26 protein-coding genes are annotated in these 26,687 nt (G+C 61.2%); 17 read left to right on the top strand and 9 right to left on the bottom strand.

All coding sequences use genetic code 11. The annotated features are described in order from the left end of the window. Positions 1-120: 120 nt before the first annotated feature. The 6 genes from ACI77H_RS02530 to pilG all read right to left on the bottom strand — a co-directional run bounded on the left by ACI77H_RS02530 (position 121) and on the right by pilG (position 10,183). Positions 121-579 carry a chemotaxis protein CheW gene (locus ACI77H_RS02530; RefSeq protein ID WP_407010182.1) on the bottom strand — a complete coding sequence of 153 codons (459 nt, stop codon included), beginning with the start codon at positions 577-579 and terminating at the stop codon, positions 121-123. Continuing rightward, the gene (locus ACI77H_RS02525; RefSeq protein WP_407010181.1) at positions 572-6,571 is read right to left on the bottom strand and encodes an Hpt domain-containing protein; all 6,000 of its coding nucleotides are present in this window, start codon (positions 6,569-6,571) and stop codon (positions 572-574) included. The genes ACI77H_RS02530 and ACI77H_RS02525 overlap by 8 nt, the downstream gene beginning before the upstream one ends. Before the next feature lie 37 nt (positions 6,572-6,608). Continuing rightward, entirely contained in the window at positions 6,609-8,666 is a 2,058-nt protein-coding gene (locus tag ACI77H_RS02520; protein WP_407010180.1) for a methyl-accepting chemotaxis protein, read from the bottom strand. A gap of 142 nt (positions 8,667-8,808) precedes the next feature. Next, positions 8,809-9,342 carry a chemotaxis protein CheW gene (locus ACI77H_RS02515; protein WP_407010179.1) on the bottom strand — a complete coding sequence of 178 codons (534 nt, stop codon included), beginning with the start codon at positions 9,340-9,342 and terminating at the stop codon, positions 8,809-8,811. Between the two features lie 10 nt (positions 9,343-9,352). Continuing rightward, positions 9,353-9,718 (bottom strand): twitching motility response regulator PilH, encoded by a 366-nt coding sequence (gene pilH / locus ACI77H_RS02510; RefSeq protein ID WP_008068134.1) that lies wholly within the window; start codon positions 9,716-9,718, stop codon positions 9,353-9,355. 60 nt (positions 9,719-9,778) lie between these two features. Beyond that, positions 9,779-10,183, bottom strand: a complete 405-nt coding sequence (gene pilG / locus ACI77H_RS02505) for a twitching motility response regulator PilG (protein WP_027926573.1) — start codon at positions 10,181-10,183, stop codon at positions 9,779-9,781. Between the two features lie 233 nt (positions 10,184-10,416). Between pilG and gshB the strand changes: the two genes are divergently transcribed. The 7 genes from gshB (at position 10,417) to ACI77H_RS02470 (ending at position 16,433) form a co-directional block, all read left to right on the top strand. Continuing rightward, positions 10,417-11,370, top strand: a complete 954-nt coding sequence (gene gshB, locus ACI77H_RS02500; RefSeq protein WP_407010178.1) for a glutathione synthase — start codon at positions 10,417-10,419, stop codon at positions 11,368-11,370. A 77-nt stretch (positions 11,371-11,447) separates the two neighbouring features. After that, on the top strand, positions 11,448-12,347 hold the full coding sequence (locus tag ACI77H_RS02495; protein ID WP_407010177.1) for an energy transducer TonB: 900 nt from the start codon (positions 11,448-11,450) through the stop codon (positions 12,345-12,347). A 190-nt stretch (positions 12,348-12,537) separates the two neighbouring features. Then, positions 12,538-13,110 carry a YqgE/AlgH family protein gene (locus ACI77H_RS02490; RefSeq protein WP_407010176.1) on the top strand — a complete coding sequence of 191 codons (573 nt, stop codon included), beginning with the start codon at positions 12,538-12,540 and terminating at the stop codon, positions 13,108-13,110. Continuing rightward, the gene (ruvX, locus tag ACI77H_RS02485; RefSeq protein WP_407010175.1) at positions 13,110-13,547 is read left to right on the top strand and encodes a Holliday junction resolvase RuvX; all 438 of its coding nucleotides are present in this window, start codon (positions 13,110-13,112) and stop codon (positions 13,545-13,547) included. Before ACI77H_RS02490 ends, ruvX begins: the two co-directional genes overlap by 1 nt. 82 nt (positions 13,548-13,629) lie before the next feature. Beyond that, on the top strand, positions 13,630-14,133 hold the full coding sequence (gene pyrR, locus ACI77H_RS02480; RefSeq protein ID WP_407010174.1) for a bifunctional pyr operon transcriptional regulator/uracil phosphoribosyltransferase PyrR: 504 nt from the start codon (positions 13,630-13,632) through the stop codon (positions 14,131-14,133). Positions 14,134-14,160: 27 nt separating this feature from the next. Continuing rightward, positions 14,161-15,165 (top strand): aspartate carbamoyltransferase catalytic subunit, encoded by a 1,005-nt coding sequence (locus ACI77H_RS02475; protein ID WP_007897943.1) that lies wholly within the window; start codon positions 14,161-14,163, stop codon positions 15,163-15,165. After that, positions 15,162-16,433 (top strand): dihydroorotase, encoded by a 1,272-nt coding sequence (locus ACI77H_RS02470; RefSeq protein WP_407010173.1) that lies wholly within the window; start codon positions 15,162-15,164, stop codon positions 16,431-16,433. The genes ACI77H_RS02475 and ACI77H_RS02470 overlap by 4 nt, the downstream gene beginning before the upstream one ends. A 108-nt stretch (positions 16,434-16,541) precedes the next feature. Here ACI77H_RS02470 and ACI77H_RS02465 read toward each other — a convergent pair whose 3' ends face one another. After that, positions 16,542-16,973 (bottom strand): NINE protein, encoded by a 432-nt coding sequence (locus tag ACI77H_RS02465; RefSeq protein WP_392892248.1) that lies wholly within the window; start codon positions 16,971-16,973, stop codon positions 16,542-16,544. 250 nt (positions 16,974-17,223) lie between these two features. Between ACI77H_RS02465 and ACI77H_RS02460 the strand changes: the two genes are divergently transcribed. Then, the gene (locus ACI77H_RS02460; protein WP_407010172.1) at positions 17,224-17,844 is read left to right on the top strand and encodes a C40 family peptidase; all 621 of its coding nucleotides are present in this window, start codon (positions 17,224-17,226) and stop codon (positions 17,842-17,844) included. A 172-nt stretch (positions 17,845-18,016) separates the two neighbouring features. Here the strand turns inward: ACI77H_RS02460 and ACI77H_RS02455 are convergent, their stop codons facing one another. Further along, positions 18,017-19,051 (bottom strand): type IV pilus twitching motility protein PilT, encoded by a 1,035-nt coding sequence (locus tag ACI77H_RS02455; protein ID WP_407010171.1) that lies wholly within the window; start codon positions 19,049-19,051, stop codon positions 18,017-18,019. 57 nt (positions 19,052-19,108) lie between these two features. Between ACI77H_RS02455 and ACI77H_RS02450 the strand changes: the two genes are divergently transcribed. The 9 genes from ACI77H_RS02450 to ACI77H_RS02410 all read left to right on the top strand — a co-directional run bounded on the left by ACI77H_RS02450 (position 19,109) and on the right by ACI77H_RS02410 (position 25,822). Then, positions 19,109-19,795: a YggS family pyridoxal phosphate-dependent enzyme gene (locus tag ACI77H_RS02450; RefSeq protein ID WP_407010170.1), complete on the top strand. Its 687-nt coding sequence runs from the start codon at positions 19,109-19,111 to the stop codon at positions 19,793-19,795. Positions 19,796-19,819: 24 nt separating this feature from the next. After that, the gene (gene proC / locus ACI77H_RS02445) at positions 19,820-20,638 is read left to right on the top strand and encodes a pyrroline-5-carboxylate reductase (protein WP_407010169.1); all 819 of its coding nucleotides are present in this window, start codon (positions 19,820-19,822) and stop codon (positions 20,636-20,638) included. Between the two features lie 24 nt (positions 20,639-20,662). Beyond that, positions 20,663-21,250 carry a YggT family protein gene (locus ACI77H_RS02440; RefSeq protein WP_214379502.1) on the top strand — a complete coding sequence of 196 codons (588 nt, stop codon included), beginning with the start codon at positions 20,663-20,665 and terminating at the stop codon, positions 21,248-21,250. A 202-nt stretch (positions 21,251-21,452) separates the two neighbouring features. Beyond that, positions 21,453-22,592 (top strand): homoserine O-acetyltransferase, encoded by a 1,140-nt coding sequence (locus ACI77H_RS02435; protein WP_407010168.1) that lies wholly within the window; start codon positions 21,453-21,455, stop codon positions 22,590-22,592. Between the two features lie 7 nt (positions 22,593-22,599). After that, positions 22,600-23,220, top strand: a complete 621-nt coding sequence (gene metW, locus ACI77H_RS02430; protein ID WP_027926558.1) for a methionine biosynthesis protein MetW — start codon at positions 22,600-22,602, stop codon at positions 23,218-23,220. Positions 23,221-23,246: 26 nt separating this feature from the next. Further along, entirely contained in the window at positions 23,247-23,681 is a 435-nt protein-coding gene (locus tag ACI77H_RS02425; RefSeq protein ID WP_407010167.1) for a DUF4426 domain-containing protein, read from the top strand. Beyond that, positions 23,678-24,274 (top strand): RdgB/HAM1 family non-canonical purine NTP pyrophosphatase, encoded by a 597-nt coding sequence (rdgB, locus tag ACI77H_RS02420; RefSeq protein WP_407010166.1) that lies wholly within the window; start codon positions 23,678-23,680, stop codon positions 24,272-24,274. The genes ACI77H_RS02425 and rdgB overlap by 4 nt, the downstream gene beginning before the upstream one ends. After that, the gene (hemW, locus tag ACI77H_RS02415) at positions 24,271-25,476 is read left to right on the top strand and encodes a radical SAM family heme chaperone HemW (RefSeq protein ID WP_407010165.1); all 1,206 of its coding nucleotides are present in this window, start codon (positions 24,271-24,273) and stop codon (positions 25,474-25,476) included. The genes rdgB and hemW overlap by 4 nt, the downstream gene beginning before the upstream one ends. A 22-nt stretch (positions 25,477-25,498) precedes the next feature. Further along, the gene (locus ACI77H_RS02410) at positions 25,499-25,822 is read left to right on the top strand and encodes a DUF3392 domain-containing protein (RefSeq protein ID WP_407010164.1); all 324 of its coding nucleotides are present in this window, start codon (positions 25,499-25,501) and stop codon (positions 25,820-25,822) included. A gap of 131 nt (positions 25,823-25,953) precedes the next feature. Here ACI77H_RS02410 and trmB read toward each other — a convergent pair whose 3' ends face one another. Beyond that, positions 25,954-26,679 carry a tRNA (guanosine(46)-N7)-methyltransferase TrmB gene (gene trmB, locus ACI77H_RS02405; RefSeq protein WP_407010163.1) on the bottom strand — a complete coding sequence of 242 codons (726 nt, stop codon included), beginning with the start codon at positions 26,677-26,679 and terminating at the stop codon, positions 25,954-25,956. Positions 26,680-26,687 lie beyond the last annotated feature (8 nt).

Genomic DNA, 26,687 nt, shown 5'->3' with positions numbered 1-26,687 from the left:
GGGATCAATTGGCAGTGCTGTCGCCTTCGCGGGCCAGCCCGCTCCCACATTGGAATGCATTTCAAATGTGGGAGCGGGCTTGCTCGCGAAGGGGCCCGTGAAGTCACAGCAAATTCAGGATCAGTCGATCAGCCCGGCGCTCACCAACAATTCCTCCAGCGCCAACAAATCCGGCACCTTCGCCACTTGGTCCCCCACCTGCACCGCCGCCTGTTCCAGCGAACACAACGGCACATCGACATAGCTCAATTGACTGTCGAGCTTGTACGAGCGTGGAATCCCCTGCACCAGCAATGCGATGAATTTCAGCTCCGGTCGCCCACCGAGCGCATTGAGAATGACGATCCGCGCCCGCTCCCCAATCACAATCTTTTCGCCGCACGCCGACTCAAAACTCAGCAGCGGAATCTGCCGGTTGCGCCATGTAACCCGCCCGAGATACCACGGTGGGGTGTCGAGGTCGAAGGCGCTGGATTGGTAATCGATGAGTTCCGCAACCGCGACGTTGGGCAAAATCAAATTGCGATCCGCCAAGGGCAACAACAGCCCCGTGAGGTTGCTGGTGCGATGTTCAAGCATGGGTTTTGCTCCACAGGGCGATGCTTTCGAGCAGCACCGATTCCTGGTACGGCTTGCCGAGGTAGTCGTTGACGCCGATGGCCATGGCGCGGTCGCGGTGTTTCTGGCCGGTGCGCGAGGTGATCATGATGATCGGCAGGTGTTGCAGGCGCTCGTCGGCGCGCACCTGGGTGGCGACTTCGAAACCGTCCATGCGCGGCATTTCGATGTCCAGCAGCATCAGGTCCGGCAGGTGTTCTTCGAGCAGCAACATGGCATCGACGCCATCCTTGGCGGTCAGTACGTTCATGCCGTGGCGTTCGAGCAAACGGCTGGTGACCTTGCGCACAGTGACCGAGTCATCGACCACCAATACCAGCAACGGCTTGTGCGGCTCGGTTTCTGCGTCCTGCCTCAGCGGTTGTTGCGGCACCCGCGCCTGCATCGCGCGGATCGGCGCCAGCAGATCGACAATCAGCACCACGCGGCCATCGCCCAGAATCGTCGCCCCGGACAAGCCCTGCACCGCGGCGAATTGCGGGCCGAGGCTTTTCACCACGATCTCCCGGGTGCCGGCCATGGCATCCACCTGAACCGCGATGTGGCGCTCGTTGCATTGCACCAGTAACACCGGCAACGGCAGGCTCTGGCCCAACAGTTTCGGGCGCGTGCTGGTCTTCAGCAGTTCGCCGAGGTAGCACAACTCATAGTGCTGCCCGGCGTATTTGTAGGTCGGTGGATCGAGCCGGTAATGCCCTTCAAGTTCGTTGGGCAGCACACGCACGATGCCGTCGATGGTATTCAGCGGGATCGCGTATTGGTCCTCACCGCACTGCACCATCAGCGCCCGATTGACCGACACGGTGAACGGCAGGCGAATGCGGAAATGCACGCCCTGCCCCGGCACCGAGTCGATGCTCATGCTGCCGCCCAGTTGCCGGACTTCCTCGTGAACCACGTCCATGCCGACGCCGCGCCCGGAAATCTGGGTGATTTTCTCGGCAGTGGAAAACCCCGGTTGCAGGATGAACTGCAGCACGTCGCGGTCGCTGATGTCGCTGTCCGGCGCGAGTAATCCGCGCTTGATCGCCTTGCGCCGCACCGCGTCCAGCGGCACACCGGCGCCGTCGTCGCGGATGTCGAAAATGATATCGCCGCCCTCACGAGACAGGTCGAGGGTGATTCGGCCCTGCGCCGGTTTTCCGGCCGCGATGCGCACTTCGGCGGATTCCAGGCCATGGTCCACCGCGTTGCGCAGCATGTGCTCCAGCGGCGCGGCCATGCGTTCGAGGACGTTGCGGTCCATCTCGCCTTCAGCATTACCGACCACGAATTCCACGTCCTTGCCCAGTTCGCTGGCGACCTGGCGGACGATGCGTTTCAAGCGCGGCAGCATCCGCTCGAACGGCACCATGCGCGAACGCATCAGGCCTTCCTGCAACTCGGTATTGACGCGGCCTTGCTGTTGCAGCAGGTTTTCCGCGTCCTGATTGCGCCGGTCGAGCGTGTCCTTGAGGTCGAGCAGGTCGGAGGCGGATTCGAACAGCGCCCGCGACAGTTGATGCAACTGCGAGTGACGGTCCATTTCCAGCGGATCGAATTCTTCGTAGCCCGAGCGCTCGGCGTCGACTTGCTGGCGGCTGAGAATCCGGCCCTGGGTTTCGGTATCGAGCCGACGCAATTGATCACGCATGCGTTCGATGGTGGTTTCCATCTCGTTCAACGCCACGCGGGCATCGTTGACCTGCTGTTCGATGCGGCCACGGAAGATCGAGGTTTCCCCGGCCAGATTGACCAAGTCGTCGAGCAGTTCAGCCGAGACCTTGACCATGTCGGCACCGGCATCAACTTGTGGCGCAGACGCCTCGACCTTTGGCGCAGCGGGCACGGCAACCGGTGCTTCGAGCACTTCCGGATGGCTGAAATTCCTGATCGCGTCGATCAGCCGATCCGCTGGCGGCAACGGTTGGCCGGCGCGGGTCGCGTCGAGCATTTGCGCCAGTCGGTCATGGCTGCTTTGCAACAGCCCGAACAGCGCGGCAGTCGGTTTCAGCGTGCCGGCGGACAAGCCTTCGTAGAGAAACTCCAGCTCATGGGCGAGGTCGCCGATCGGGCCGATTTCCACCATCCGCGCACCGCCCTTGAGGGTGTGCAGGTCGCGCAGCAGGGTTTCCATTTCCTGACGACTGGAAGGTTCGGCCTGCCAGCGCACCAACGCCGCGCCGGAGTTTTCGATGATGTCGAAACCTTCCTCGAGGAAGATTTCCAGCAGCTCCGGATCATGCCCCGGTGAGTCCTCGGCCCGTGCAGGCTCGGCGACTTCTGGCGCACTGGCGTTGCCGTGGCGGAACTCGCGAATGGCTTCGATCAGCTCAGCCGGATCACCCAGCGGCTTGTGGTGCTGTAATTGCTCAAGCAGTTGCGCCAGTCGGTCATGGCTGTGTTGCAACAGCTGCGCCAGCGTTTCGCTGTGACTGTAACGGCGATCGACAAGCCCTTCGTAAAGGCTTTCCAGCTCATGGGCGAGGTCTCCCACCGGATTGACCTCGGACATCCGCGCACCGCCCTTGAGCGTGTGCAAATCCCGCTGCAACGACAGCAACGGTGCGGCGTTGTCCGGGTCATTCAGCCAGCGCTGCAAGGCCTGACCCGCGCTTTCGAGGATATCCACTGCCTCTTCGAGGAAGATCGACACGATCTCGTCGTCCAGACCGCGATCTTCTGTAGGCGCTGGCTTGCCGGCGATGGTCGTTAACGTTGACGCGTTTTCATGGGATAAACGCGGCGCCTGTGAGTCCATCGCCGACAAGCCGGCGCCTACAGAGGTCTGCGCCAGTTCGGCGGTGACGCTGCCCAGTTCCCGAATGCTCAGGGTGCGGCTGCCGTCACTGCGAATCAGGCCCATGGCCGACGGGTCGAGGCTCGCGTCGAGCAAACCGCGCAAGGCCCGGATACGCTCCGGTTGCGGGCTGACTTCCTGACCGGCAGCCAACTCGTCGAGCATATTGATCAGCGCTTCGTGGGCACTTTTTGCCTCATGGAAAAACGCCTCGCTGACCGCCAGGCTGCTTTCTTCGACGGCACCGTAGAGATCAAGCAAGGCTTCACAGAGCTCATCCACCGGATGCAAGTCGGCCAGGTGCGCGCCTTCGCCGAGGGTGGTCAATTCATCCAGCAGCGCACTGAGTTCCTGACGTTCACCGGGGTGCTGCTGCCAACGCTGCAACAGGCTTTCGGCGTCCAGCAGGATGTCCATGCCCTGAGCCAGGAAGTTGTTGATCAATTGCGGATCGCGCTTGGTTCGCAGCGCCAGGCTCGGCGTGTTCAACAGGGCTTGCAGACGCTCGGCCAGCAGCGCCTGGGTTCTTTCGATCAACGAACGGGCGCCGGGAATTTCCGCCAGCGGATCGACCTTGAGCTGGCGCAGCCCGACGCGGAACACGCCTTCGGCTTCCAGCAGCAATTCGACCTCGTCGAGGTCCAGGGCGATCAGGTGCGCCTTGTACTCACGGGCCAGTTGGTCCAGCGGCGTCGCCAGCTCGGCAATCGGCAACACGCCGGCCATGGACGCACTGCCCTTGAGCGTGTGCAAGGCGCGTTGCAATTCGTCGCTGGCCTGCAACGGCACCTGTTCGGCGGCCTGATCGAGGAAACGGTTGAGGCTGGCCAGATGGGTTTCGGCTTCGTTGCGAAAGATCTCCAGCAACAACGGGTCGAGGGCCGCGACATCCTGCACGTCCTCATCGGCTAACGGCTTGTCACCCTTGGCGAGCGCATGGGCGCGGGCGGCCAGTTGGTCGACGTCGTTGCGCTGGCGCTGGGCATTGCCGGCAAACTCAGCCACCAGTTCCGGCAGCAGGTTCAGTACATCACCGAGCAGTTGCTGCACTGCCGGCCCGGGTTCAATGCTGTGCTCCAGCACGCGGTTGAGCAGGTTTTCCACGGCCCACGCCAGTTCACCCAGCACCAGCGCGCGCACCATCCGGCCACTGCCTTTGAGCGTGTGGAAGGCCCGGCGCAGTTCGCTCAGGGTCGATTCGCTCTTGGGATTGGCCGCCCAGCGTGGCAAATATTCCCGGAGGATCTCCAGGACCTCGTCGGTTTCTTCGAGGAAGACTTCCCGCAGTTCATCGTCCACCGGCTCTTCACCTGGTGGCGGTGGCAACAGGCTGCCCGGCGTACTCAGGGCCGGCGGATTGACCGCCGACACCGGGTTGGCGAGGACATCGGCCAAGGTCTGGACGACGTCCGGATCGTCCAGTTCCTGCAAGTCTTGCATGACCTGCGCCTCACTCGGGCTGAGCACATCGTCCAGCACCGGCACGGTCTGTTCGCTAGGGAAAAAGCCGAGCGCTGCCAGGCCCTTTTCCGCAACGTCGAGCAGTTGCTCACCGGACGCTTCCGGGTCATCGCTCAGACGCTCAAGGTAATACTCGATGCTGGTGATGACGTCGGCCAGGCTGTCCAGCGCCTGCCAGCCAGGCTGGTCCGGGTCCAGCAGCAGATGCTCGCGGATAAAGTGGTTGCAGGCTTCGATCAGGCTCGCCGCACGGCTCAGCGGGATCATCGCCAGCGCGCCGCGCACCTGAGTGAGCAAGGCCGGCAACGGTTGCAGATGCTGGCGGTCCCAGTCGGCGTCGATGTAGTCGACGATCATGTCCTTGGCCTGCTGCAGGCAGATGCGGGCTTCCTTGATCACGATCTGGTGGATCTGCGTCAGGTCGGTGGTCGGCAGGCGGCTTTCTTCCTGGCTCTCCGGCTCGACAGTGCCGACCATGCCGGCCAGCGTCGCCTCGACGTAGAGCAAGGCGCCGGCGACGTCCATCAGGATTGCATCATTGGGTTCGCGCTGGCCCTGGGCGAGGCTGAGCACCACCGCCAGTTGATCGATGATGACCTTGCGCGGCTGGCCGAAACCGAGCACCGCCAGGGTGTCGGCGATTTGCCGCAGCGGTGCCAGCAGGCTTTCGAGGTCCGAGGCGTGCTGGCGGTCGCTGCGCACGAACAGGTCCAGGCGTTCTTTGACCCGCACCAGCTCTTCGCAGAGCGCGGCCAGCACCGAGCGCATGGCATCGCGGTCAGGGCCGGCCAGCCGTGCCCGTTCTTCGTCGACCATCGCGCTGTCAGGCAGCGCGTCGTCCAGTCCGTAGCGATCTTTCATGGTCAGCATCTGCCCGGTGGGGTGTTCGGCTTTGGCGATGTAAAACAGCAAACTCTTGAGCAACTCCGGCGGCGCCGGCTGATTGATCGCGCACATGCCCTGTTCGAGCAGGCGTTTGAGTTCTTTGTCAGCGTCTTTTAACAGGCTGCGCAGGGCCGGACTGTTGGCGATCGAGCCGCCGTGCATGCCTTCGACCAGCGCCGAGCAAACTTGCCACAACGGGCTCAGCGGCGCATTCCCGCACAGCCCTTCGAGGCGTGAAAACACGGTGCTCAGGTAACCGAGATGGGTGTCGTCATCCTGCTCGCGCAGCAAACCGGCCAGGGCCATCTGCAGCATCTGGCGCAACTTGCGCAACACGTTCGGCAGGTCCGCCGGTTCCAGCAGCGCCAGCACCTCTTCATCCAGTGGCGGCAGGCCCGGCAATTGCGGGGTGAACAGGCTGGTTTCCGATAACAGGCTTTCGCCACGGGCGCTGCGCAGGTCGTTGATCAGCGGCAACACCACCAACGGCAAATCGCGGCGCGCGCCTTGTATGCGGTCGAGATAGACCGGCAGCTGACCGATCGCTTGCAGCAGCAAGCGGATCGCTTCGTCGCGATGAATGACGCGGTCCTGCTGCAAGGCTGCGGTCAGTTGCTCCATTTCTTCGGCGAGCAGGGCCGCGCCGTAAAACTCGACCATCTGCAAACTGCCGTGAACCTGATGGATGCACGCCAGGCATTCACTGAGGGCGTGCGTCGCCTGAGGGTCATCAAGCAACGTTTCAATCGCCTGGTGAGCCACTTTCAGCGTTTCGGCAATCTCGCCTTTGACCCATTCGAGGGCCACATAGTCGTGCCGATCACCCATAACCACTCCGTTCATCGTTCGAGCGCCCGCGGGCGCTTCACACTTTATCCACAGTCTGCGCCTTGGCCGCCGGCAAGGTGAAACCGGACACCGAGCGTCGCAACTGGCTGGCCATTTTCGCCAGGTTACCAATGCTCTCGGCCGTGGCGGTGGAGCCGGACGAGGTCTGCGTGGTGATCTGCTGGATCACGTTCATCGTCAGGGAAATCTGCCCGGCCGAAGACGTCTGCTGTTGGGCCGCGTTGGAAATACTCTGGATCAACGCCGCAAGGGTTTTCGACACGCCTTCGATTTCTTCCAGGGCCACACCGGCATCCTGCGCCAGACGCGCACCGCGCACCACTTCGGTGGTGGTTTGCTCCATGGAAATCACCGCTTCGTTGGTGTCGGCCTGGATCGCCCGCACCAGTGTTTCGATCTGCCGCGTCGCGGCGGAGGAACGCTCGGCCAGCCGTTGCACCTCGTCGGCCACCACCGCAAAACCGCGCCCGGCATCACCGGCCATGGAAGCCTGGATCGCGGCGTTGAGTGCGAGGATGTTGGTCTGGTCGGCAATGTCATCGATCAGGCTGACAATGTCGCCGATCTCTTGGGAAGACTCGCCCAGACGCTTGATGCGCTTGGCGGTGTCCTGAATTTGCTCGCGAATGTTGTCCATGCCGTGGATGGTGTTGTGCACCACTTCATTGCCCTTGTTGGCGATTTCCACGGAACGCTCGGCCACCGCCGAAGATTCGGCGGCGTTGGCCGACACCTGATCGATGGACTGCGCCATGTCGTTGATCGCGGTGGAGGCCTCGCTGATCTGTTGCGCCTGATGCTCCGAGGCCTGCGCCAGGTGCATGGCGGTGGCCTGGGTTTCCTGCACGGCGGCGGCGACCTGGCCGGCGGTGAGGTTGATGGTTGCCACCAGATCGCGCAGCTGGTCCACGGAATAGTTGATCGAATCGGCGATGGTCCCGGTGAAGTCTTCGGTCACCGAAGCGGTCACGGTCAGGTCGCCGTCGGCAAGGTCTTCGATCTCGTCGAGCAGGCGCATGATCGCGTTCTGGTTGCGTTCGTTCTTCTCGGCCGTCTCGCGCAGCTGACGGTTGGTTTCGCGCACCATCACCATCCCGATGAGGATGATCGACATCAGCGCCGCCAGCCCCAGAACGTAGCCGCCAATGGTGTCTGAATTGCGCCCGCCGGCGAGGTTTTCGAAGCCGGTGGCCAGGTGCGAGGCTTCGTCGAGCAGGGTTTGCGACAAGCTGAAAATATTAGTCGCCGATTCGCGGACCTTGAACAGCTGCGGCGAGGTTTCGAGGATTTCATCGACCGAACCGGAGACGAATTCGAACAGCTCGGAAATCTCGATCAACCGGGCTCGGGCATCACGGTCTTCGACCTCGCTGACCTTCAGTGCCGGATCGCCCTGCAGCATGCCGTTGAGGACTTTGCCGAACCGCGAAGCGTCGCGACCGAACGCATCGGCGGCCTGCTGCGAACTTTCGTCGCCGGACAGCACGGTGTTCACTGCGCCAAGGATACGTTCGGCCAACAACGACTGCCGCTGGGCCATCGCGACCTGAGCGGCAGGTGCGCCGCGTTGCAGGAGGATTTCGACAACTTTTTCGTATTCGACCTGCAACTGCGGCACGGTTTCGGCCAGGGTGGCGGCGACTTGATGCAGCGACAAAACCGTCTGTTCACTGGAGAGGATGGCGTCGGTGTTTTTCAGCAGGCGCTCCCAATCGAGCTGCACGGCGCGCATTTCCGGGCGCACGGTGGACGGTGCCGGCGGCAGGCCGGTGGAAGGGTCGCCTTTCTTCAGGTAGCCCCAGCGCTGGGCGAAATCGTTGCGCGCATCGCTGAGCAACTTGAACGCCGCCGCTTTGCCGGCGGCGGCTTCAGTAGCGTTCTTGGCGATGCGTTGGGACAGCACGCGCAGCTCACCGGCGTGGCCGATGTACTGTTTGTCGTACGAGGCCTGGGTATTGAGGTAAGCGAAGTTGGCGAACAGCAGCATGATGAAGACAATCAGCGCGATGAACAGCGCGATGATCTGCGATCGGCTGCGCGACCCTTCTGGCTTGCCTGTTTTTGCTTTTATCATCGGTCCTCGCCTGTTAACCAACCACCTTGAAACCTGGCACGGACCTGTGGGAGCTGGCTTGCCTGCGATGGCATCACCTCGGTTCCAAGTCAGACCGAGTCGCCTGCATCGCGGGCAAGCCCGACTCCCACAGGGTCCGTGTTTACAGCGCTACGTGCATAAAGCTTTGTGACTGCGCCAGCGCGAACGGGCTGAACACCTGCCAATTCTGCTCACGCTGAAACCGGCCTTTGATGAACGGTGCAATCGGGCCGCTCAAGTTATCCACCGGCTGAAAACTGTCCTGGGCAAAGTGCTGAAGGCCGAAAACCTCATCGACCATCAACCCGGCAAACACGTCGTTATGTTCCACCACCAACACCCGCCGCTGCTTGCGCACGGTCGATAGCTCATGGCCAAAGAAGCCGCACAAATCCATCATCGGCAACAAGCGCCCGCGCAGGTTGGCCACTCCCTTCACCCAGGGCTTGACCCCCGGCAGTTGCGTGAACCGTGGCTCGTGCAGGACTTCGCTGACTTCGCCCATCGGCGCGACGTACCACGCTTCGCCCAAACGAAAACCGATGCCGCTCCAACTGTCCTGTCGGGTTGGCTGCGACGGCAGATCCGCCGCCAGCAGACGACAACGCTGGTCGATCTGCAGCAGCAGTTCGAAGGCGGTCAGCGACTCGGTCATGGTCGGGTGATCAACCGGCCAGCACGTTATTCAGGGTTTTGATCAGGGTCTCTTCGTCGACCGGTTTGGTCAGGTAATCCTTGGCGCCCTGGCGCGTGCCCCAGACCTTGTCGGTTTCCTGATCCTTGGTGGTGATGATGATCACCGGGATGTGCCCGGTTTCCGGGTCTTTGGTCAACTGACGGGTCGCCTGGAAACCGTTGAGGCCGGGCATGACGATGTCCATCAGCACGGCGTCGGGTTTTTCCTGACGGGCCAGGGCCACGCCGTCGGCGCCGTTTTCGGCTTTCAACACTTCATGACCGTGCTTTTCCAGCATGCCGGTCAGTTTGTACATTTCGGTCGGCGAATCATCGACGATCAGAATACGTGCCATGGTTTTCCCCATTCTTCTTGTCGACGCCGGGCCCGTTGGCCGAGCGTCACTGTGCGTGTCCTACTGCGGCAAAACAGCGGCGAAGCCCGGTACATGGGCCTGGATCGCGTTCAGCAGTTCTTCCTTGCTGAAAGGCTTGGTCAAAAACTGATCGGAGCCGACGATGCGCCCCTTGGCCTTGTCGAACAGCCCGTCCTTGGACGACAGCATAATCACTGGCGTGGACTTGAACGCACTGTTGTTCTTGATTAAAGCGCAGGTCTGATAGCCATCCAGACGCGGCATCATGATGTCGACGAAAATGATGCCCGGATGATTGTCGGCAATCTTGGCCAGGGCATCGAAACCGTCGATGGCCGTGATGACCTCACACCCCACGTTCTTCAGCAGCGTTTCGGCGGTGCGACGAATCGTCTTCGAATCGTCGATCACCATGACCTTCAAGGCGCTGGAATGCTGGTCCATAGATGCTCTACCGTCGCCTTTGCGAATCAATTTGTCCGTTTCCGATAACCGGAGGCTCGAAACCCTTGATGTTTAAGGGCCAGAACGATATGGCAGCCTTTTTAGCACAGTCTCCAAATGCAATCTATCGGGCGGCCTTTGCAGTGGTTTTTCCTTGACCGGGAACACACTCAGCGCCACTCTGACGCCACTTTTTCTGGCCTTGCGCCTACCCAAATTTCGAGGAAATACCCATGAGCGTTCGCGTCGGGATTGTCATGGACCCTATTGCCAGCATCTCCTATAAAAAGGATAGCTCGCTGGCCATGCTGCTGGCCGCGCAGAAGCGCGGTTGGGAGCTGTTCTATATGGAACAGCAGGACTTGTACCAGGGCGAAGGTGAAGCACGCGCGCGGATGCGGCCGCTGAAAGTCTTCGCCAACCCTGAGAAATGGTTCGAACTGGAAGCCGAGACCGACGCGCTGCTGAGCGATCTGGATGTGATCCTGATGCGCAAGGATCCGCCGTTCGACATGGAGTTCGTCTACTCCACTTACCTGCTGGAACAAGCCGAGCGCGCCGGCGTGCTGGTGGTCAACAAGCCGCAGAGCCTGCGTGACTGCAACGAAAAACTGTTCGCCACGCTGTTTCCGCAGTGCACGCCGCCGACTGTGGTCAGCCGCCGCGCTGACGTGCTGCGTGAATTCGCCGCCAAACATGGCGATGTGATCCTCAAGCCGCTGGACGGCATGGGCGGCACCTCGATCTTCCGTCACCGCGCGGGCGATCCGAACCTGTCGGTGATCCTCGAAACCCTGACCGCGCTGGGCACCCAGCAGATCATGGGGCAGGCGTACCTGCCGGCGATCAAGGACGGCGACAAACGCATCCTGATGATCGACGGCGAGCCCGTGGATTATTGCCTGGCGCGGATTCCGGCGGCCGGCGAAACCCGTGGCAACCTCGCCGCCGGTGGCCGTGGCGAAGCCCGCCCATTGAGCGACAAGGATCGCTGGATCGCCGCGCAAGTCGGCCCGACCCTGCGCGAGAAAGGCCTGCTGTTCGTGGGCCTCGACGTGATTGGCGAGCACCTGACGGAAATCAACGTCACCAGCCCGACCTGCATTCGCGAGATTGATAACGCGTTCGGCACCGACATCGGCGGCCTGCTGATGGATGCCATCGATCAGAAGCTCAAGGCCCGTTGATATAGAACAGCCAAGATCGAACCAACATTGCGTTATCATCCGCGGCCTGTGAAAAACGCGATGTTGGTTTTTTTGTCATGACGCTCCCGTCCGATCTGCCCGCTGAACTCGCCCATCGTGGCGTGCGCCCGGCCGATCGCCTCGGATTTACCCTGTTTCTCGCGGCGCTGATTCACCTGGCCTTGCTGTTGGGCGTCGGCTTTACGATGGTCGAACCCAAGCAAATCAGCAAAACCCTGGAAATCACCCTCGCCACCTTCAAAAGCGAAAAGAAGCCGGCAAAGGCTGACTTTCTGGCGCAGGAAAATCAGGAAGGCAGCGGCACCCTGGATAAAAAGGCGATCCCCAAGACCACCGAGGTCGCGCCGTTCCAGGACAACAAGGTGCAAAAAGTCACGCCACCGCCGGCCGCCAAGCCTGAAGTTCAGGAAGCGCCGCCCAAGGCTGCCGTGACCACCGTCGCACCGAAGCCGAAAAAAGCCGCGGCCAAGACCGAAGAACCCAAACCGGTGACCAAACCTGCGGTCGCCGCGCCGACGTTCGACAGTGAACAACTGTCCACCGACATCGCCAGCCTCGAAGCGGAGCTGGCCAACGAACAACAGCTGTACGCCAAGCGCCCGCGCATTCACCGCCTGAGCGCCGCTTCGACCATGAAAGACAAGGGTGCCTGGTACAAGGACGAATGGCGCAAGAAGGTCGAGCGCATCGGCAACCTGAATTACCCCGACGAAGCGCGGCGCCAACAGATTTACGGCAATTTGCGCTTGATGGTCTCGATCAACCGCGACGGCTCGCTGTATGAAGTGCTGGTGCTGGAGTCGTCCGGGCAACCGCTGCTGGATCAGGCGGCGCAGCGGATCGTAAGGCTGGCGGCGCCGTTTTCACCGTTTACCGGGGATTTGTCGGATATCGATCGACTGGAAATCATTCGGACGTGGAAGTTTGCGCGCGGGGATCGCCTCTTCAGTAATTAGTCACAAAGCATAACCCTGTGGGAGCGGGCTTGCCCGCGAAAGCAGTCTTTCTGACACATTGATTTTGAATGTAGCGCCCTCATCGCGGGCAAGCCCGCTCCCACAGGGAATCAATTGTTGTCGGGATTTGCGGCATTTCCTACGCATCCCCAGCTTGTCAGTTCGCCCCTCCAACGCCACACTAGCGCTCATGAAAAACGTCAGCCCAAGCTACCTCAAGCATCACTTCCTGATCGCCATGCCGCACATGGCCGACCCGAACTTTGCGCACACCTTGACCTACATCGTCGAGCACACGGCCAATGGTGCCATGGGGCTGGTGGTCAACCGTCCGCAAGACCTGAGCCTGGCCGATATCCTCGAGCAATTGCGCCCCGATATCGAACCGCCGATGCTCTGCCAGCATGTGCCGATCTTCATCGGCGGCCCGGTGCAGACCGATCGCGGGTTTGTCCTGCATCCGTCAGGCAAGCAGTTTCAGGCGACCGTTGATCTGGAAGGCGACCTGTCGTTATCCACCTCCCAGGACGTGTTGTTCGCCATCGCCGACGGTGTCGGTCCGGCCAAAAGCCTCATCGCTCTCGGTTATGCGGGTTGGGAAGCCGGACAGCTTGAGGCCGAACTGGCCGACAACGCCTGGCTGACCTGCCCGTTCGATGCCGACATCCTGTTCAACACCAGCAGCGAACTGCGCCTCGACGCGGCGGCCAAGCACCTGGGCGTCAATCTCAGCCTGCTCACCAGTCAGGCGGGACACGCCTGATGGCCCTGCGGCTGATTCTGGGTTTCGACTACGGCACCAAACAGATCGGCGTGGCAGTCGGCCAGATGATTACCGGCCAGGCCCGCGAGTTGTGCACGTTGAAGGCGCAAAACGGGGTGCCCGACTGGAATCAGGTCGAAGCGCTGATCAAAGAATGGAAGCCCGATGCCGTGGTGGTCGGCCTGCCGCTGAATATGGATGGCACGCCGAGCGACATGTGCCTGCGCGCCGAAAAGTTCGCCCGCCGTCTCAACGGCCGCTACAACCTGCCCTTCTATACCCACGATGAACGCCTGACCACGTTTGAAGCCAAGGGCGAACGACGTGATCGTGGCGGGCAAAAAGGCAGTTACCGCGACAACCCGGTCGACGCCATCGCCGCCGCCCTGCTGCTGCAAGGCTGGCTCGACGAAAACAGCGCACTGTTCGAATCCTGAAGAGCCGTGACCAGCGACTCTCTATAGCGACAACCCGAGCCACCTCCTGCACCACCCGGCCCGGGCCCAAGAAGGAGCAACCATGAGCCTGCCCAATCCCGCCGAACTGATCAGCCAGATGGCGATCCGTCTCAAGGCACATCTGGAACACCGTGGCATCAGCGAACCGCGCTACATCGGTATTCGTACCGGTGGCGTCTGGGTCGCCCAGGCGTTGCTCGAAGAACTGGGCAGCGATGCGCCGCTCGGCACGCTGGACGTGTCCTTCTACCGCGACGATTTCAGCCAGAACGGCCTGCACCCGCAAGTGCGCCCATCCGCGCTGCCGTTCGAGATCGAAGGCCAGCACCTGGTGCTGATCGACGACGTGCTGATGAGCGGCCGCACCATCCGCGCCGCCATGAACGAACTCTTCGACTACGGCCGCCCGGCCAGCGTGACGCTGGTATGCCTGCTGGACCTGGACGCCGGCGAACTGCCGATCCGCCCGAACGTCGTGGGCGCGACCTTGTCGCTGGCGGCCCACGAGCGCGTGAAGCTGTCCGGCCCGGAACTCAAGCTCGAACTGCAAGACCTCGCCCTTTAATTCGCCCTATTGAGAGTCCCCCTCGCGATGACGCCTCTAGAAACCAAGCGCCCGCTGCAGCTCAATGATCAGGGCCAGCTGCGCCACTTCCTCTCGCTCGACGGTTTGCGCCGCGAGCTGCTGACGGAAATCCTCGACACCGCCGACTCGTTCCTCGAAGTCGGCGCCCGGGCCGTGAAGAAGGTTCCGTTGCTGCGCGGCAAGACCGTGTGCAACGTGTTCTTCGAGAACTCGACCCGCACCCGCACCACCTTCGAACTGGCCGCCCAACGGCTGTCGGCCGACGTAATCACGTTGAACGTGTCGACATCGTCGGCGAGCAAGGGCGAAACCCTGCTCGACACCCTGCGCAACCTCGAAGCGATGGCCGCCGACATGTTCGTCGTGCGTCACGGTGATTCTGGCGCGGCGCACTTCATCGCCGAACACGTGTGCCCGCAAGTGGCGATCATCAACGGCGGCGACGGCCGTCACGCCCACCCGACCCAAGGCATGCTCGACATGCTGACGATCCGTCGGCATAAGGGCGGTTTCGAAAACCTTTCGGTGGCCATCGTCGGCGACATCCTGCACTCGCGGGTCGCGCGCTCGAACATGCTGGCGCTGAAAACCCTCGGTTGCCCGGACATCCGCGTGATCGCGCCGAAAACCCTGCTGCCGATTGGCATCGAGCAATACGGCGTGAAGGTCTACACCGACATGACCGAAGGCCTGAAAGACGTCGACGTGGTGATCATGCTGCGCTTGCAACGTGAGCGCATGACCGGCGGCCTGCTGCCGAGCGAAGGTGAATTCTACCGCCTGTTCGGCCTGACCACTGCGCGCCTGGCCGGGGCCAAACCGGATTGCATCGTCATGCACCCGGGTCCGATCAACCGGGGCGTTGAGATCGAGTCGGCGGTGGCCGACGGTCCGCATTCGGTGATTCTCAATCAAGTGACCTACGGCATCGCGATTCGTATGGCCGTGCTGTCCATGGCCATGAGCGGGCAGACTGCCCAGCGTCAATTCGAGCAGGAGAACGCCCAGTGAAGCTCAGCATTCTCGGCGCCCGTGTGATCGATCCAGTCAGCGGGCTGGATCAAGTGACTGATATCCACATCGAAGCCTGCAAGATCGTCGCCCTTGGCGCCGCACCGGCCGGTTTCGTTGCCGTCGACACCCTCGACGCCCAGGGCCTGGTGGCCGCACCGGGGCTGGTTGACCTCAACGTCGCCCTGCGCGAGCCGGGTTACAGCCGCAAAGGTTCAATCGTCAGCGAAACCCGCGCCGCCGCCGCCGGAGGCGTGACCAGCCTGTGCTGCCCGCCAAAAACCAAACCGGTGCTGGACACCTCGGCCGTGGCCGAACTGATCCTCGACCGTGCCCGCGAGGCCGGCAACACCAAAGTCTTCCCGATCGGCGCGCTGAGCAAAGGTCTGGACGGTGAGCAACTGGCAGAGCTCGTTGCCTTGCGCGACGCCGGTTGCGTGGCCTTCGGCAACGGCCTGGAAAGCTTCCGCAACACCCGCACGCTATGCCGTGCGCTGGAGTACGCGGCGACCTTCGACCTGACGGTGATTTTCAACTCCCAGGACCATGATCTGGCCGAAGGTGGCTTGGCGCATGAAGGCCCAACCGCCAGTTTCCTTGGTTTGCCGGGCATTCCGGAGACCGCCGAAACCGTGGCACTGGCCCGGGATCTGTTGTTGGTCGAGCAAAGTGGCGTGCGCGCGCACTTCAGCCAGCTGACCAGCGCTCGCGGCGTGGCCCTGATTGCTCAGGCTCAGGCGCGTGGACTGCCGGTGACCGCCGACGTGGCGTTGTATCAACTGATCCTGACCGACGAAGCGCTGATCGATTTCAGCAGCCTCTATCACGTCCAGCCGCCGCTGCGCACCCGCGCCGACCGCGATGGCTTGCGTGAGGCAGTGAAGTCGGGGGTGGTCTCGGCCATTTCCAGCCATCACCAGCCACACGAGCGGGATGCCAAACTGGCGCCATTCGGTGCAACTGAGCCGGGGATCAGCAGTGTCGAACTGCTGCTGCCGTTGGCGATGACGCTGGTGGAGGATGGCTTGCTGGATCTGCCGACGTTGTTGGCGCGCCTGAGTGCCGGGCCTGCCGAAGCCTTGCGCCTGCCAGCGGGGAAACTGGCGGTGGGTGGGGCTGCGGACATCGTGCTGTTCGACCCGACGGCTTCGACCGTGGCCGGTGAAACCTGGCTGTCCAAGGGTGAGAACTGCCCGTTCATTGGGCATACCCTGCCGGGTGTGGTGCGTTACACCCTGGTGGATGGGCGGATCAGCCACCAGGCGTAAGACCGCGTCGCTCCAATCGCGGGCAAGCCCGCTCCCACAGTGATTGTGTGAGGCCACAAACGTGCGGCCAACCGATAATCCTGTGGGAGCCGGCTTGCCGGCGATGACTTACTGGAAGGTGCCGCGATTCTGCGCGTTACGCACAGAAACCTGATCATTCAGCGTCCAGAAGTCATACAAAACCCCCAGAAAGAACAACCCGCCCGTCACCAGGTACAGCAAACCGCTGATCCATTTCCCCTGATACATCCGATGCACGCCGAACACCCCCAGAAACGTCAGCAGAATCCACGCTACGTTGTATTCGATAGGCCCGGCGGTAAAACGCAGGTCCGCTTCACGGTCCATGGCCGGGATCAGAAAGACGTCGATCAGCCAGCCGATACCCAACAAACCGAAGGTGAAAAACCAGATCGTCCCGGTCACCGGCTTGCCGTAATAAAAGCGGTGAGCACCGGTAAAACCGAAAATCCACAGCAGGTATCCGATCACTTTGCTGTGGGTATCTTGATGTGGAACCGGGTGTTGATAGGTGTTCATGAATGACCTCGAATCACACGATAGATAAATATTCTTGAATTCTTTGTGACTTTTTTACAGGTGGCCGACGTATGGCAAGTGTTACCTTGTTTGCCGTCAAACCCTTATAGCACCTGACTTCTGTCCGACAATGGCGTCCATTTGCAGCGTATTTGGTTCCGTTGACCGCCAGGTTGAATCGACCAACGGCCTCGGAATGACAAAAAAAGCTGTTATAAAGTTTCGCGCTAACCCATATGAGCCTTGCCTAATGCGTCCATTTTTCAAGACATGGCTAACCATTTGCCTTTTGATGCCACTGGCCGCCCACGCCACCAATCGTGAGCAACGTCTTCCTAACGTTAATGGTTACACCCCAAAATCCCATGTTTCTGCTCCTTCGAGCAAAAACAAACAAACGGCCAAGCCATCGACTTCGCTGAGCAAGGCCAGCAGCAAGCTTGTCCCGCCGATGGCGAGCAAGGAAAGCAGCAACGTGCTGAGCCGCGCCGTCAACGTCCTCGGTACACCTTACCGTTGGGGCGGCAGCAGCCCAAGTAAAGGGTTCGATTGCAGTGGCCTGGTGAAATACGCGTTCAACGACGCCACGTTTGACCTGCCGCGCACCTCGAACGCCATGGCCAGCGGTCATGGCGAGAAAGTCGATCGCAAGGATCTGAAGCCGGGCGACCTGATTTTCTTCAACATCAAGAGCCGCCGGGTCAATCACGTTGCCATCTACCTGGGCAATGACCGCTTCATCCACGCACCACGCCGTGGCAAATCGGTGACCATCGACACCTTGAAGAAACCGTATTGGGAAAGCCACTACGTGGTAGCCAAGCGGGTTCTGCCTAAAGAGAAGAACACGCTGCAGGTTGTTCAGCGCTGATTCCAAATCCCGGGCCCAACCCGGGATTTTGCTTTGAACATGCCGGACCCTTCGCGAGCAAGCCCGCTCCCACAGGTTTCAGAGGTGTTCACACAATTTGTGTACGCCATAAATCCTTGTGGGAGCGGGCTTGCCCGCGAAGGGGCCATTGAAAGCACTACACATCTCCCGGTCAAAAATTATCCGGCGACCGCGCCTTCTCCCGCGCATGCTCGCGGCTGATCAAGCCCTTGGTCACCAAATCCTTCAAGCACATATCCAGCGTTTGCATCCCCAGATTCCCGCCGGTCTGAATCGACGAGTACATCTGCGCCACCTTGTCCTCGCGGATCAGGTTACGGATCGCCGATGTCCCCAGCATGATTTCGTGCGCCGCAATACGCCCGCCGCCGATCTTCTTCACCAGCGTCTGCGACACCACCGCCAGCAACGACTCGGACAGCATCGAACGCACCATCGACTTCTCATCCCCCGGAAACACGTCCACCACCCGGTCGATGGTTTTCGCCGCCGACGTAGTGTGCAACGTGCCGAACACCAGATGACCGGTCTCGGCAGCCGTCAACGCCAGACGAATAGTTTCCAGATCGCGCATCTCGCCCACCAGAATCACATCCGGGTCCTCCCGCAACGCCGAGCGCAAGGCCGTGGCGAAGCTGCGGGTATCGCGATGGACTTCGCGCTGATTGATCAGGCATTTGCGTGATTCGTGGACGAACTCGATAGGGTCTTCAATGGTCAGGATGTGGTGATGACGATTGTTATTCAGGTAGTCGATCATTGCCGCCAGGGTGGTGGACTTGCCGGAACCGGTCGGGCCGGTGACCAGCACCAGACCACGGGGGGAGTCGGTAATCTTGCGAAACACTTCTCCCATCCCCAGGTCATCCATGCTCAGGACCTTCGACGGAATGGTCCGGAACACCGCGCCGGCGCCCCGGTTCTGGTTGAACGCATTGACCCGAAAGCGTGCGACTCCGGGCACGTCAAAGGAAAAATCGGTTTCCAGGTGCTTCTCGAAGTCCACCCGCTGGGTGTCGTTCATGATGTCGTAGACCAGCTCCTGAACTTCCTTGTGATCCAGGGCTGGCAGATTGATGCGCCGTACATCGCCGTCGACGCGAATCATCGGTGGCAGGCCGGCCGACAGGTGTAAGTCGGACGCGCCCTGCTTGGCGCTGAAAGCCAGCAGCTCAGTGATATCCATAGCACTCCTCAATTCCAGTAGAATGCCGCCAACCTCAGACCCGCTGGCGCCTCTTGAATGTCCACGATAGCAGACAACATTGCCCTGGTTAGTTCACGCATCCGGGCTGCCGCCCTTGCCGCCCACCGCGACGAGCACAGCGTCCAGCTACTGGCCGTGAGCAAGACCAAGCCCGCCGAGGCCCTGCGCGAAGCGCATGCCGCCGGACTGCGCGACTTTGGCGAGAACTACTTGCAGGAAGCCCTGAGCAAACAACTCGAATTGGCCGACCTGCCCTTGATCTGGCACTTCATCGGCCCCATTCAATCGAACAAGACTCGGGCTATCGCCGAGCACTTCGCCTGGGTGCATTCCGTGGATCGCTTGAAAATTGCACAACGTCTGTCCGAACAACGTCCTGCCGATCTGCCGCCGCTGAACGTCTGCATCCAGGTCAACGTCAGCGGTGAAGCCAGCAAATCCGGCTGCACCCCGGCCGATCTGCCGGCCTTGGCCAAGGCCATCAGCGAACTGCCACGCATCAAACTGCGCGGGCTGATGGCGATTCCCGAACCGACGGAAGATCGCGCAGCCCAGGACGCCGCATTTGCGGCCGTGCAGAGCCTGCAAGCCAGCCTGAACCTGCCGCTCGACACCCTTTCCATGGGCATGAGCCACGACCTCGAGTCGGCCATCGCTCAAGGCGCCACATGGGTCCGTATCGGTACGGCTCTCTTTGGCGCCCGTGATTACAGCCAGCCTTGATGGCTTTCTTTATAAGGACCTGACATGAGCAAGACTCGTATTGCCTTTATCGGTGCCGGCAACATGGCTGCGAGCCTGATCGGCGGCCTGCGCGCCAAAGGTCTGGACGCCACGCAGCTGCGCGCCAGCGATCCGGGCGCTGAAACCCGCGCCAAAGTGAACGCCGAACACGGCATCGAAGTATTCGCCGACAACGTCGACGCGATTCAAGGCGCCGATGTGGTCGTTCTGGCGGTCAAACCGCAAGCGATGAAAGCCGTCTGCGAAGCTATTCGCCCGAGCTTGAAGCCGAACCAACTGGTGGTGTCGATCGCCGCCGGCATTACCTGCGCAAGCATGAACAACTGGCTCGGCGCGCAACCGATCGTGCGCTGCATGCCCAACACCCCGGCGCTGCTGCGTCAGGGCGTGAGCGGTTTGTTCGCCACCGCCGAAGTCAGCACAGAACAACGCCAGCAGGCGCAAGAGCTGCTGTCGGCCGTTGGCATCGCCTTGTGGTTGAACGAAGAGCAGCAACTGGACGCGGTCACCGCCGTCTCCGGCTCGGGCCCTGCGTACTTCTTCCTGCTGATCGAAGCCATGACCGCCGCCGGCGTGAAACTCGGTCTGCCGGCCGATATCGCCGCGCAACTGACCCTGCAAACCGCACTGGGCGCCGCGCACATGGCGGTTGCCAGCGATGTCGACGCGGCTGAACTGCGTCGCCGCGTCACTTCGCCGGCGGGCACTACAGAAGCTGCAATCAAATCGTTCCAGGCTGGCGGCTTCGAAGCGCTGGTGGAAAAAGCACTCGGCGCCGCTGCGCACCGCTCGGCCGAAATGGCTGAGCAACTTGGCCGCTAATCAGCTCTTACAAAGGAATCAATGATGCTCGGACTCAATGACGCTGCCATTTTCATCATCAAAACCCTGGGCAGCCTGTACCTGCTGATCGTGCTGTTGCGCTTCATCCTGCAACTGGTTCGGGCGAACTTTTACAACCCGCTCTGCCAGTTCATCGTCAAGGCCACCCAGCCGCTGCTCAAGCCGCTGCGCCGGGTCATCCCGAGCATGTTCGGGCTGGACATGTCGTCACTGGTGCTGGCGCTGATCGTGCAGATGCTGTTGATCGCGGTCATCGTGTCGCTCAAAGGCTTTATGGTCGACTGGGTGCTGTTGGTGCCTTGGTCGCTGATTGCACTGTTCTCGCTGTTTTTGAACATTCTGTTCTACGCGATGATCATCAGCGTGATTCTGTCCTGGGTCGCCCCGGGTAGCCACAATCCGGGCGCCGAGCTGGTCGCGCAGATTACCGAACCAGTACTCGCCCCGTTCCGCCGGATCATTCCGAACCTGGGTGGCCTGGACATTTCGCCGATCTTCGCGTTTATCGTGATCCAGTTGCTGCAAAGCTGGCTGATCCCGCGCCTGGCCTACTTTGCCCTGATGCCGCAAGGGCTGCTCGGGTTGATCTGAAGCGGGCGATAACCTGTTAAACCGAGTCATCGTTCATCGCGGGCAAGCCCGCTCCCACAGGAATTGCACAATACCTGTGGGAACGGGCTTGCCCGCGATGGGCGCGCCTCGGTCTAACTGAATGAATTGAGGCCCGGCCTTCGCTTGCCGCTAACCCCACCGGTCTTTAGACTTACGCCTCATTTCAACGAGAGCAGGGTCGATGCCAACTGCCTTTCCCGCCGATTCTGTTGGTCTGGTGACGCCGCAAATGGCGCACTTCAGCGAACCCCTGGCCCTGGCCTGCGGCCGTTCGCTCCCAGCGTATGACCTTATTTACGAAACCTACGGCACGCTGAACGCCACGGCGAGCAACGCCGTGCTGATTTGCCACGCCTTGTCCGGTCACCATCACGCCGCCGGTTTCCACAGCCCCGACGATCGCAAACCCGGTTGGTGGGACAGCTGCATCGGCCCCGGCAAGCCGATCGACACCCACAAATTCTTCGTGGTCAGCCTGAACAACCTCGGCGGCTGCAACGGCTCCACCGGCCCGAGCAGCATCAACCCGGAAACCGGCAAGCCGTTCGGCGCCGATTTCCCGGTGCTGACCGTAGAAGACTGGGTGCACAGCCAGGCGCGTCTGGCCGACCGCATCGGCATCAGCCAATGGGCCGCCGTGATTGGCGGCAGCCTCGGCGGCATGCAGGCGATGCAGTGGAGCATCACCTACCCCGATCGCATTCGTCACTGCCTGGCCATCGCCTCGGCACCGAAACTGTCGGCGCAGAACATCGCTTTCAACGAAGTGGCGCGCCAGGCGATCCTCACCGACCCTGAGTTCCACGGCGGTTCGTTCCAGGAAGCGGGCGTGATCCCCAAGCGCGGCTTGATGCTGGCGCGGATGGTCGGGCACATCACCTACCTGTCCGATGACTCGATGGGCGAAAAATTCGGCCGCGGCCTGAAGAGCGAAAAGCTCAACTATGACTTCCACAGCGTCGAGTTCCAGGTAGAAAGCTACCTGCGTTATCAGGGTGAAGAGTTCTCCGGTCGGTTCGATGCCAACACGTACCTGCTGATGACCAAGGCGCTGGACTACTTCGACCCCGCGGCAAACTTCGACGATGACCTGGCGAAAACCTTCGCCGGCGCCTCGGCCAAGTTCTGCGTGATGTCCTTCACCACCGACTGGCGCTTCTCCCCGGCCCGCTCGCGGGAACTGGTGGACGCGCTGATGGCGGCCAAGAAAGACGTGTGCTACCTCGAGATCGACGCTCCGCAAGGCCACGACGCCTTCCTGATTCCGATCCCGCGTTACTTGCAGGCGTTCAGCAATTACATGAACCGCATTACGTTGTGAGAAAGCCATGAGAGCTGATCTGGAAATCATCCAGGAATGGATCCCCGCCGGCAGCCGCGTACTCGACCTCGGTTGCGGTGACGGCGAGCTGCTGACCTGGCTGCGCGATAACAAGCAAGTCACCGGTTACGGCCTGGAAAACGACCCGGACAACATCGCCGAGTGCGTGGCCAAGGGCATCAACGTGATCGAGCAGGACCTGGACAAGGGCCTCGGCAACTTTGCCAGCAACAGCTTCGACATCGTGGTCATGACCCAGGCGCTGCAAGCCGTGCACTACCCGGACAAGATCCTCGACGAAATGCTGCGGGTCGGTCGCCAGTGCATCATCACCTTCCCCAACTTCGGTCACTGGCGCTGCCGCTGGTACCTGGCGAGCAAGGGCCGGATGCCGGTGTCCGAGTTTCTGCCGTACACCTGGTACAACACGCCGAACATCCACTTCTGCACCTTTGAAGACTTTGAAGCACTTTGCCGCGAACGTGAGGCCAAGGTCATTGATCGGCTTGCCGTGGATCAACAGCATCGGCACGGGTGGGCCAGTAAGCTATGGCCTAATCTGTTAGGTGAGATCGGTATTTACCGCGTCAGCAGTCCAGGGCTGCAAGACCACAAGGTCGCGGTCTGAACCACGACATTCCAAGGAGAACGATCATGGGTCGTCTAGCACTGTTTTTACTCACTGCCTGCCTGAGCGTCACCGCCATGGCCGCCGACGTCATCAAGGGCGAGCGCCAGGAAACCTTTGGCGACGTGACGGTGCACTACAACACCTTCAACTCCACGTTCCTGACACCGGACATCGCCAAATCGGCCGAGCTGATCCGCAGCAAGCACCAGGGCGTGATCAACGTCTCGGTGATCAAGGACGGCAAACCGCTGATCTCTAACGTCAGCGGCACGGTCAAAGACCTCACCAGCCAGACTGTGCCATTGAAATTCAAGCAGATCACCGAACAAGGCGCGGTCTACTACATCGCGCAATACCCGGTCGAGCAGCAGGAAATCCGCACCTTCGAGATCAAGGTGCAGAACGGTGACAAAATCAACACCATCAATTTCAACCAAGAGCTTTTCCCCGGCGAATGATCAATTTCACGCAACTCGTACTGGCCAGCCACAACGCCGGCAAACTCAAGGAACTCCAGGCCATGCTCGGCGACTCGGTGCAATTGCGCTCGATCGGCGAGTTCAGCAGCGTCGAGCCTGAAGAAACCGGCCTGTCGTTTGTCGAGAACGCCATCCTCAAGGCCCGCAATGCCGCGCGCATTTCCGGCCTGCCGGCGCTGGCCGACGATTCCGGGTTGGCGGTGGATTTCCTCGGCGGTGCGCCGGGGATCTACTCGGCCCGTTATGCCGATGGCCAGGGCGACGCGGCGAACAACGCCAAACTGCTCGATGCCTTGAAGGATGTGCCGCAAGCCGAGCGTGGCGCGCAGTTCGTCTGTGTGCTGGCGCTGGTGCGTCATGCTGATGATCCGCTGCCGATCCTTTGCGAAGGGCTGTGGCATGGGCGCATCCTGACCCAGGCCAGTGGTGAACACGGCTTTGGCTACGATCCGCTGTTCTGGGTGCCGGAACGCGATTGCTCCAGCGCCGAGCTGAGCCCGAGCGACAAGAACCAGATCAGTCATCGCGCCCGTGCAATGGATCTGCTGCGCCTGCGTCTGGGCCTGAAATGACCCACGACTCATCCGCGTCGCCGCTGATCTTCGGCGGCGCCGCACAATCGCCTCGGGCCGCGCTTCCCGTGCTGCCGCCCCTGGCGCTGTACATCCATATTCCGTGGTGTGTGCGCAAATGCCCGTATTGCGACTTCAATTCCCACACCGCCAGCCCGGTGCTGCCGGAGCAGGAATACGTCGACGCCTTGCTGGCCGACCTCGATCAGGACCTGCACGCGGTCTACGGCCGTGAGCTGAGTTCGATCTTCTTTGGTGGCGGCACGCCGAGCCTGTTCAGCGCCGAGGCCTTGGGCCGCTTGCTCAAAGGCGTAGAGCAGCGCATTCCGTTTGCCAGTGATATCGAAATCACCCTGGAAGCCAATCCGGGCACCTTCGAACAAGAGAAGTTCGTTGCTTACCGCGCACTGGGCATCAATCGCCTGTCGATCGGCATCCAGAGTTTTCAGGAAGAGAAACTCAAGGCACTGGGGCGGATTCACAACGGCGATGAAGCGGTGCGAGCCGCCGGCATGGCGCGTCAGGCCGGGTTCGACAACTTCAACCTGGACTTGATGCACGGCTTGCCCGATCAGTCGCTGGACGATGCCCTGAGCGACCTGCGCCAGGCCATCGCCCTGAAGCCGACGCACCTGTCCTGGTATCAGCTGACCCTGGAACCGAACACGGTGTTCTGGAACCAGCCGCCTGTGCTTCCGGAAGACGACACACTGTGGGACATTCAGGAAGCCGGTCAGGCGCTGCTCGCCGAGCACGGTTACGCACAATACGAAGTCTCGGCGTATGCCCAGCCCGGTCGTCCGGCGCGGCATAACCTCAATTATTGGAGCTTCGGCGACTTCATCGGCATCGGCGCCGGCGCTCACGGCAAGCTCAGTCATCCGGACGGGCGCATTGTGCGGACCTGGAAGACGCGTCTGCCGAAGGATTATCTGAACCCGGAAAAAAGCTTCAAGGCTGGCGAGAAAGCGCTGACCAACGATGAACTGCCGTTCGAATTCCTGATGAACGCTTTGCGTCTGACTGAGGGGGTCGAGTCGCGGCTGTATCCAGAACGCACCGGGCTGAGCCTGGAAAGCCTCGCCGAAGGCCGCCGGGTCGCCGAACAAAGCGGCCTGTTGCAGGTCGAACCGTCACGTCTGGCGGCCACCGAGCGCGGACAGCTGTTTCTCAATGATTTGCTGCAAACATTTCTGAGCTGATTTCAGCCTTAAGGGAAAACGAATGGATTTGATACTCGACCTGCTTGCCACCGTATCCCGATGGAGCCGCAGCAACCTGTCGGAAATCTCTCTGGCGCTGGTGGGCTGTTTGCTGGTGCTGTTCGGCGCGGACATCAAGGGCTGGGTCGACCAACGTCTGGGCAGCATCGCCGGCGCCTTGCGCGTCCCGCTGCTCGCGCTGGTGTGCATGGTCGGCAGCGGCCTCGCGCTGATCTACGCCACGCCGTGGATCATCAAAGGCCTGAGCCAGTTCAACAACTACAGCCTGGCGCCGGTGTTGTTGGTGGTGCTGGTGCTGATCGGCGTCGTCGCCGACCGCCGCTGACCTTCCACTACACACAAAACAAATGTGGGAGCGGGCTTGCTCGCGAAAGCGGTTGATCATTCAACATTGATGTTGACTGACACGACGCCTTCGCGAGCAAGCCCGCTCCCACATTGGGTATTGCGCAGGGCTCAGGACAGTTTTTCGAACTTCAAGTCCCACACGCCATGCCCCAGTCGTTCGCCACGGCGTTCGAACTTGGTGATCGGCCGTTCAGCCGGGCGCGGCACGCACTTGCCGTCTTCGGCGAGGTTGCGATAACCCGGCGCAACGTTCATCACTTCCAGCATGTACTCGGTGTACGGTTCCCAATCGGTGGCCATGTGCAGCACACCGCCGACCTTCAACTTGCTGCGCACCAGTTCAGCGAACGACGCCTGAACGATACGGCGCTTGTGGTGACGGCTCTTGTGCCATGGGTCCGGGAAAAACAGCATCAGGCGATCGAGGCTGTTGTCGGCGATGCAACGGTTGAGCACTTCGATTGCGTCGCAATCGTAGACCCGCAGGTTGGTCAGGCCCTGAGTCAGCACGCCATTGAGCAGCGCCCCAACGCCCGGCCGGTGCACTTCCACGCCAATGAAATCCTGCTCCGGCGAAGCGGCGGCCATTTCCAGCAGCGAATGGCCCATGCCAAAACCGATTTCCAGCGAACGCGGCGCCGAGCGACCGAACACCTGGTCGAAGTCCACCGGTGCATCAGCCAATGGCAGCACGAACAGCGGCGTGCCCTGTTCCAGGCCTTTTTGCTGGCCTTCGGTCATGCGTCCGGCGCGCATCACGAAACTCTTGATGCGGCGGTGTTGGCGCTCGTCGCCTTCTTCCGTCTGGATTGGCGTGTCGTTTGATTCAGTCATCAATGGCT

The sequence above is a fragment of the Pseudomonas sp. O230 genome (genome assembly GCF_045447035.1).
In the GTDB taxonomy this organism is placed as follows: Bacteria; Pseudomonadota; Gammaproteobacteria; order Pseudomonadales; family Pseudomonadaceae; genus Aquipseudomonas.
This window is presented reverse-complemented; position numbering and strand designations above follow the sequence as displayed.

Excerpts from the sequence above, each read along its gene's own strand:
- ACI77H_RS02530 (WP_407010182.1), bottom strand. The coding sequence starts at position 579 with ATGCTTGAACATCGCACCAGCAACCTCACGGGGCTGTTGTTGCCCTTG.
- ACI77H_RS02525 (WP_407010181.1), bottom strand. The coding sequence starts at position 6,571 with ATGGGTGATCGGCACGACTATGTGGCCCTCGAATGGGTCAAAGGCGAG.
- ACI77H_RS02520 (WP_407010180.1), bottom strand. The coding sequence starts at position 8,666 with ATGATAAAAGCAAAAACAGGCAAGCCAGAAGGGTCGCGCAGCCGATCG.
- ACI77H_RS02515 (WP_407010179.1), bottom strand. The coding sequence starts at position 9,342 with ATGACCGAGTCGCTGACCGCCTTCGAACTGCTGCTGCAGATCGACCAG.
- pilH (WP_008068134.1), bottom strand. The coding sequence starts at position 9,718 with ATGGCACGTATTCTGATCGTCGATGATTCGCCGACCGAAATGTACAAA.
- pilG (WP_027926573.1), bottom strand. The coding sequence starts at position 10,183 with ATGGACCAGCATTCCAGCGCCTTGAAGGTCATGGTGATCGACGATTCG.
- gshB (WP_407010178.1), top strand. The coding sequence starts at position 10,417 with ATGAGCGTTCGCGTCGGGATTGTCATGGACCCTATTGCCAGCATCTCC.
- ACI77H_RS02495 (WP_407010177.1), top strand. The coding sequence starts at position 11,448 with ATGACGCTCCCGTCCGATCTGCCCGCTGAACTCGCCCATCGTGGCGTG.
- ACI77H_RS02490 (WP_407010176.1), top strand. The coding sequence starts at position 12,538 with ATGAAAAACGTCAGCCCAAGCTACCTCAAGCATCACTTCCTGATCGCC.
- ruvX (WP_407010175.1), top strand. The coding sequence starts at position 13,110 with ATGGCCCTGCGGCTGATTCTGGGTTTCGACTACGGCACCAAACAGATC.
- pyrR (WP_407010174.1), top strand. The coding sequence starts at position 13,630 with ATGAGCCTGCCCAATCCCGCCGAACTGATCAGCCAGATGGCGATCCGT.
- ACI77H_RS02475 (WP_007897943.1), top strand. The coding sequence starts at position 14,161 with ATGACGCCTCTAGAAACCAAGCGCCCGCTGCAGCTCAATGATCAGGGC.
- ACI77H_RS02465 (WP_392892248.1), bottom strand. The coding sequence starts at position 16,973 with ATGAACACCTATCAACACCCGGTTCCACATCAAGATACCCACAGCAAA.
- ACI77H_RS02460 (WP_407010172.1), top strand. The coding sequence starts at position 17,224 with ATGCGTCCATTTTTCAAGACATGGCTAACCATTTGCCTTTTGATGCCA.
- ACI77H_RS02455 (WP_407010171.1), bottom strand. The coding sequence starts at position 19,051 with ATGGATATCACTGAGCTGCTGGCTTTCAGCGCCAAGCAGGGCGCGTCC.
- ACI77H_RS02450 (WP_407010170.1), top strand. The coding sequence starts at position 19,109 with ATGTCCACGATAGCAGACAACATTGCCCTGGTTAGTTCACGCATCCGG.
- proC (WP_407010169.1), top strand. The coding sequence starts at position 19,820 with ATGAGCAAGACTCGTATTGCCTTTATCGGTGCCGGCAACATGGCTGCG.
- ACI77H_RS02440 (WP_214379502.1), top strand. The coding sequence starts at position 20,663 with ATGCTCGGACTCAATGACGCTGCCATTTTCATCATCAAAACCCTGGGC.
- ACI77H_RS02435 (WP_407010168.1), top strand. The coding sequence starts at position 21,453 with ATGCCAACTGCCTTTCCCGCCGATTCTGTTGGTCTGGTGACGCCGCAA.
- metW (WP_027926558.1), top strand. The coding sequence starts at position 22,600 with ATGAGAGCTGATCTGGAAATCATCCAGGAATGGATCCCCGCCGGCAGC.
- ACI77H_RS02425 (WP_407010167.1), top strand. The coding sequence starts at position 23,247 with ATGGGTCGTCTAGCACTGTTTTTACTCACTGCCTGCCTGAGCGTCACC.
- rdgB (WP_407010166.1), top strand. The coding sequence starts at position 23,678 with ATGATCAATTTCACGCAACTCGTACTGGCCAGCCACAACGCCGGCAAA.
- hemW (WP_407010165.1), top strand. The coding sequence starts at position 24,271 with ATGACCCACGACTCATCCGCGTCGCCGCTGATCTTCGGCGGCGCCGCA.
- ACI77H_RS02410 (WP_407010164.1), top strand. The coding sequence starts at position 25,499 with ATGGATTTGATACTCGACCTGCTTGCCACCGTATCCCGATGGAGCCGC.
- trmB (WP_407010163.1), bottom strand. The coding sequence starts at position 26,679 with ATGACTGAATCAAACGACACGCCAATCCAGACGGAAGAAGGCGACGAG.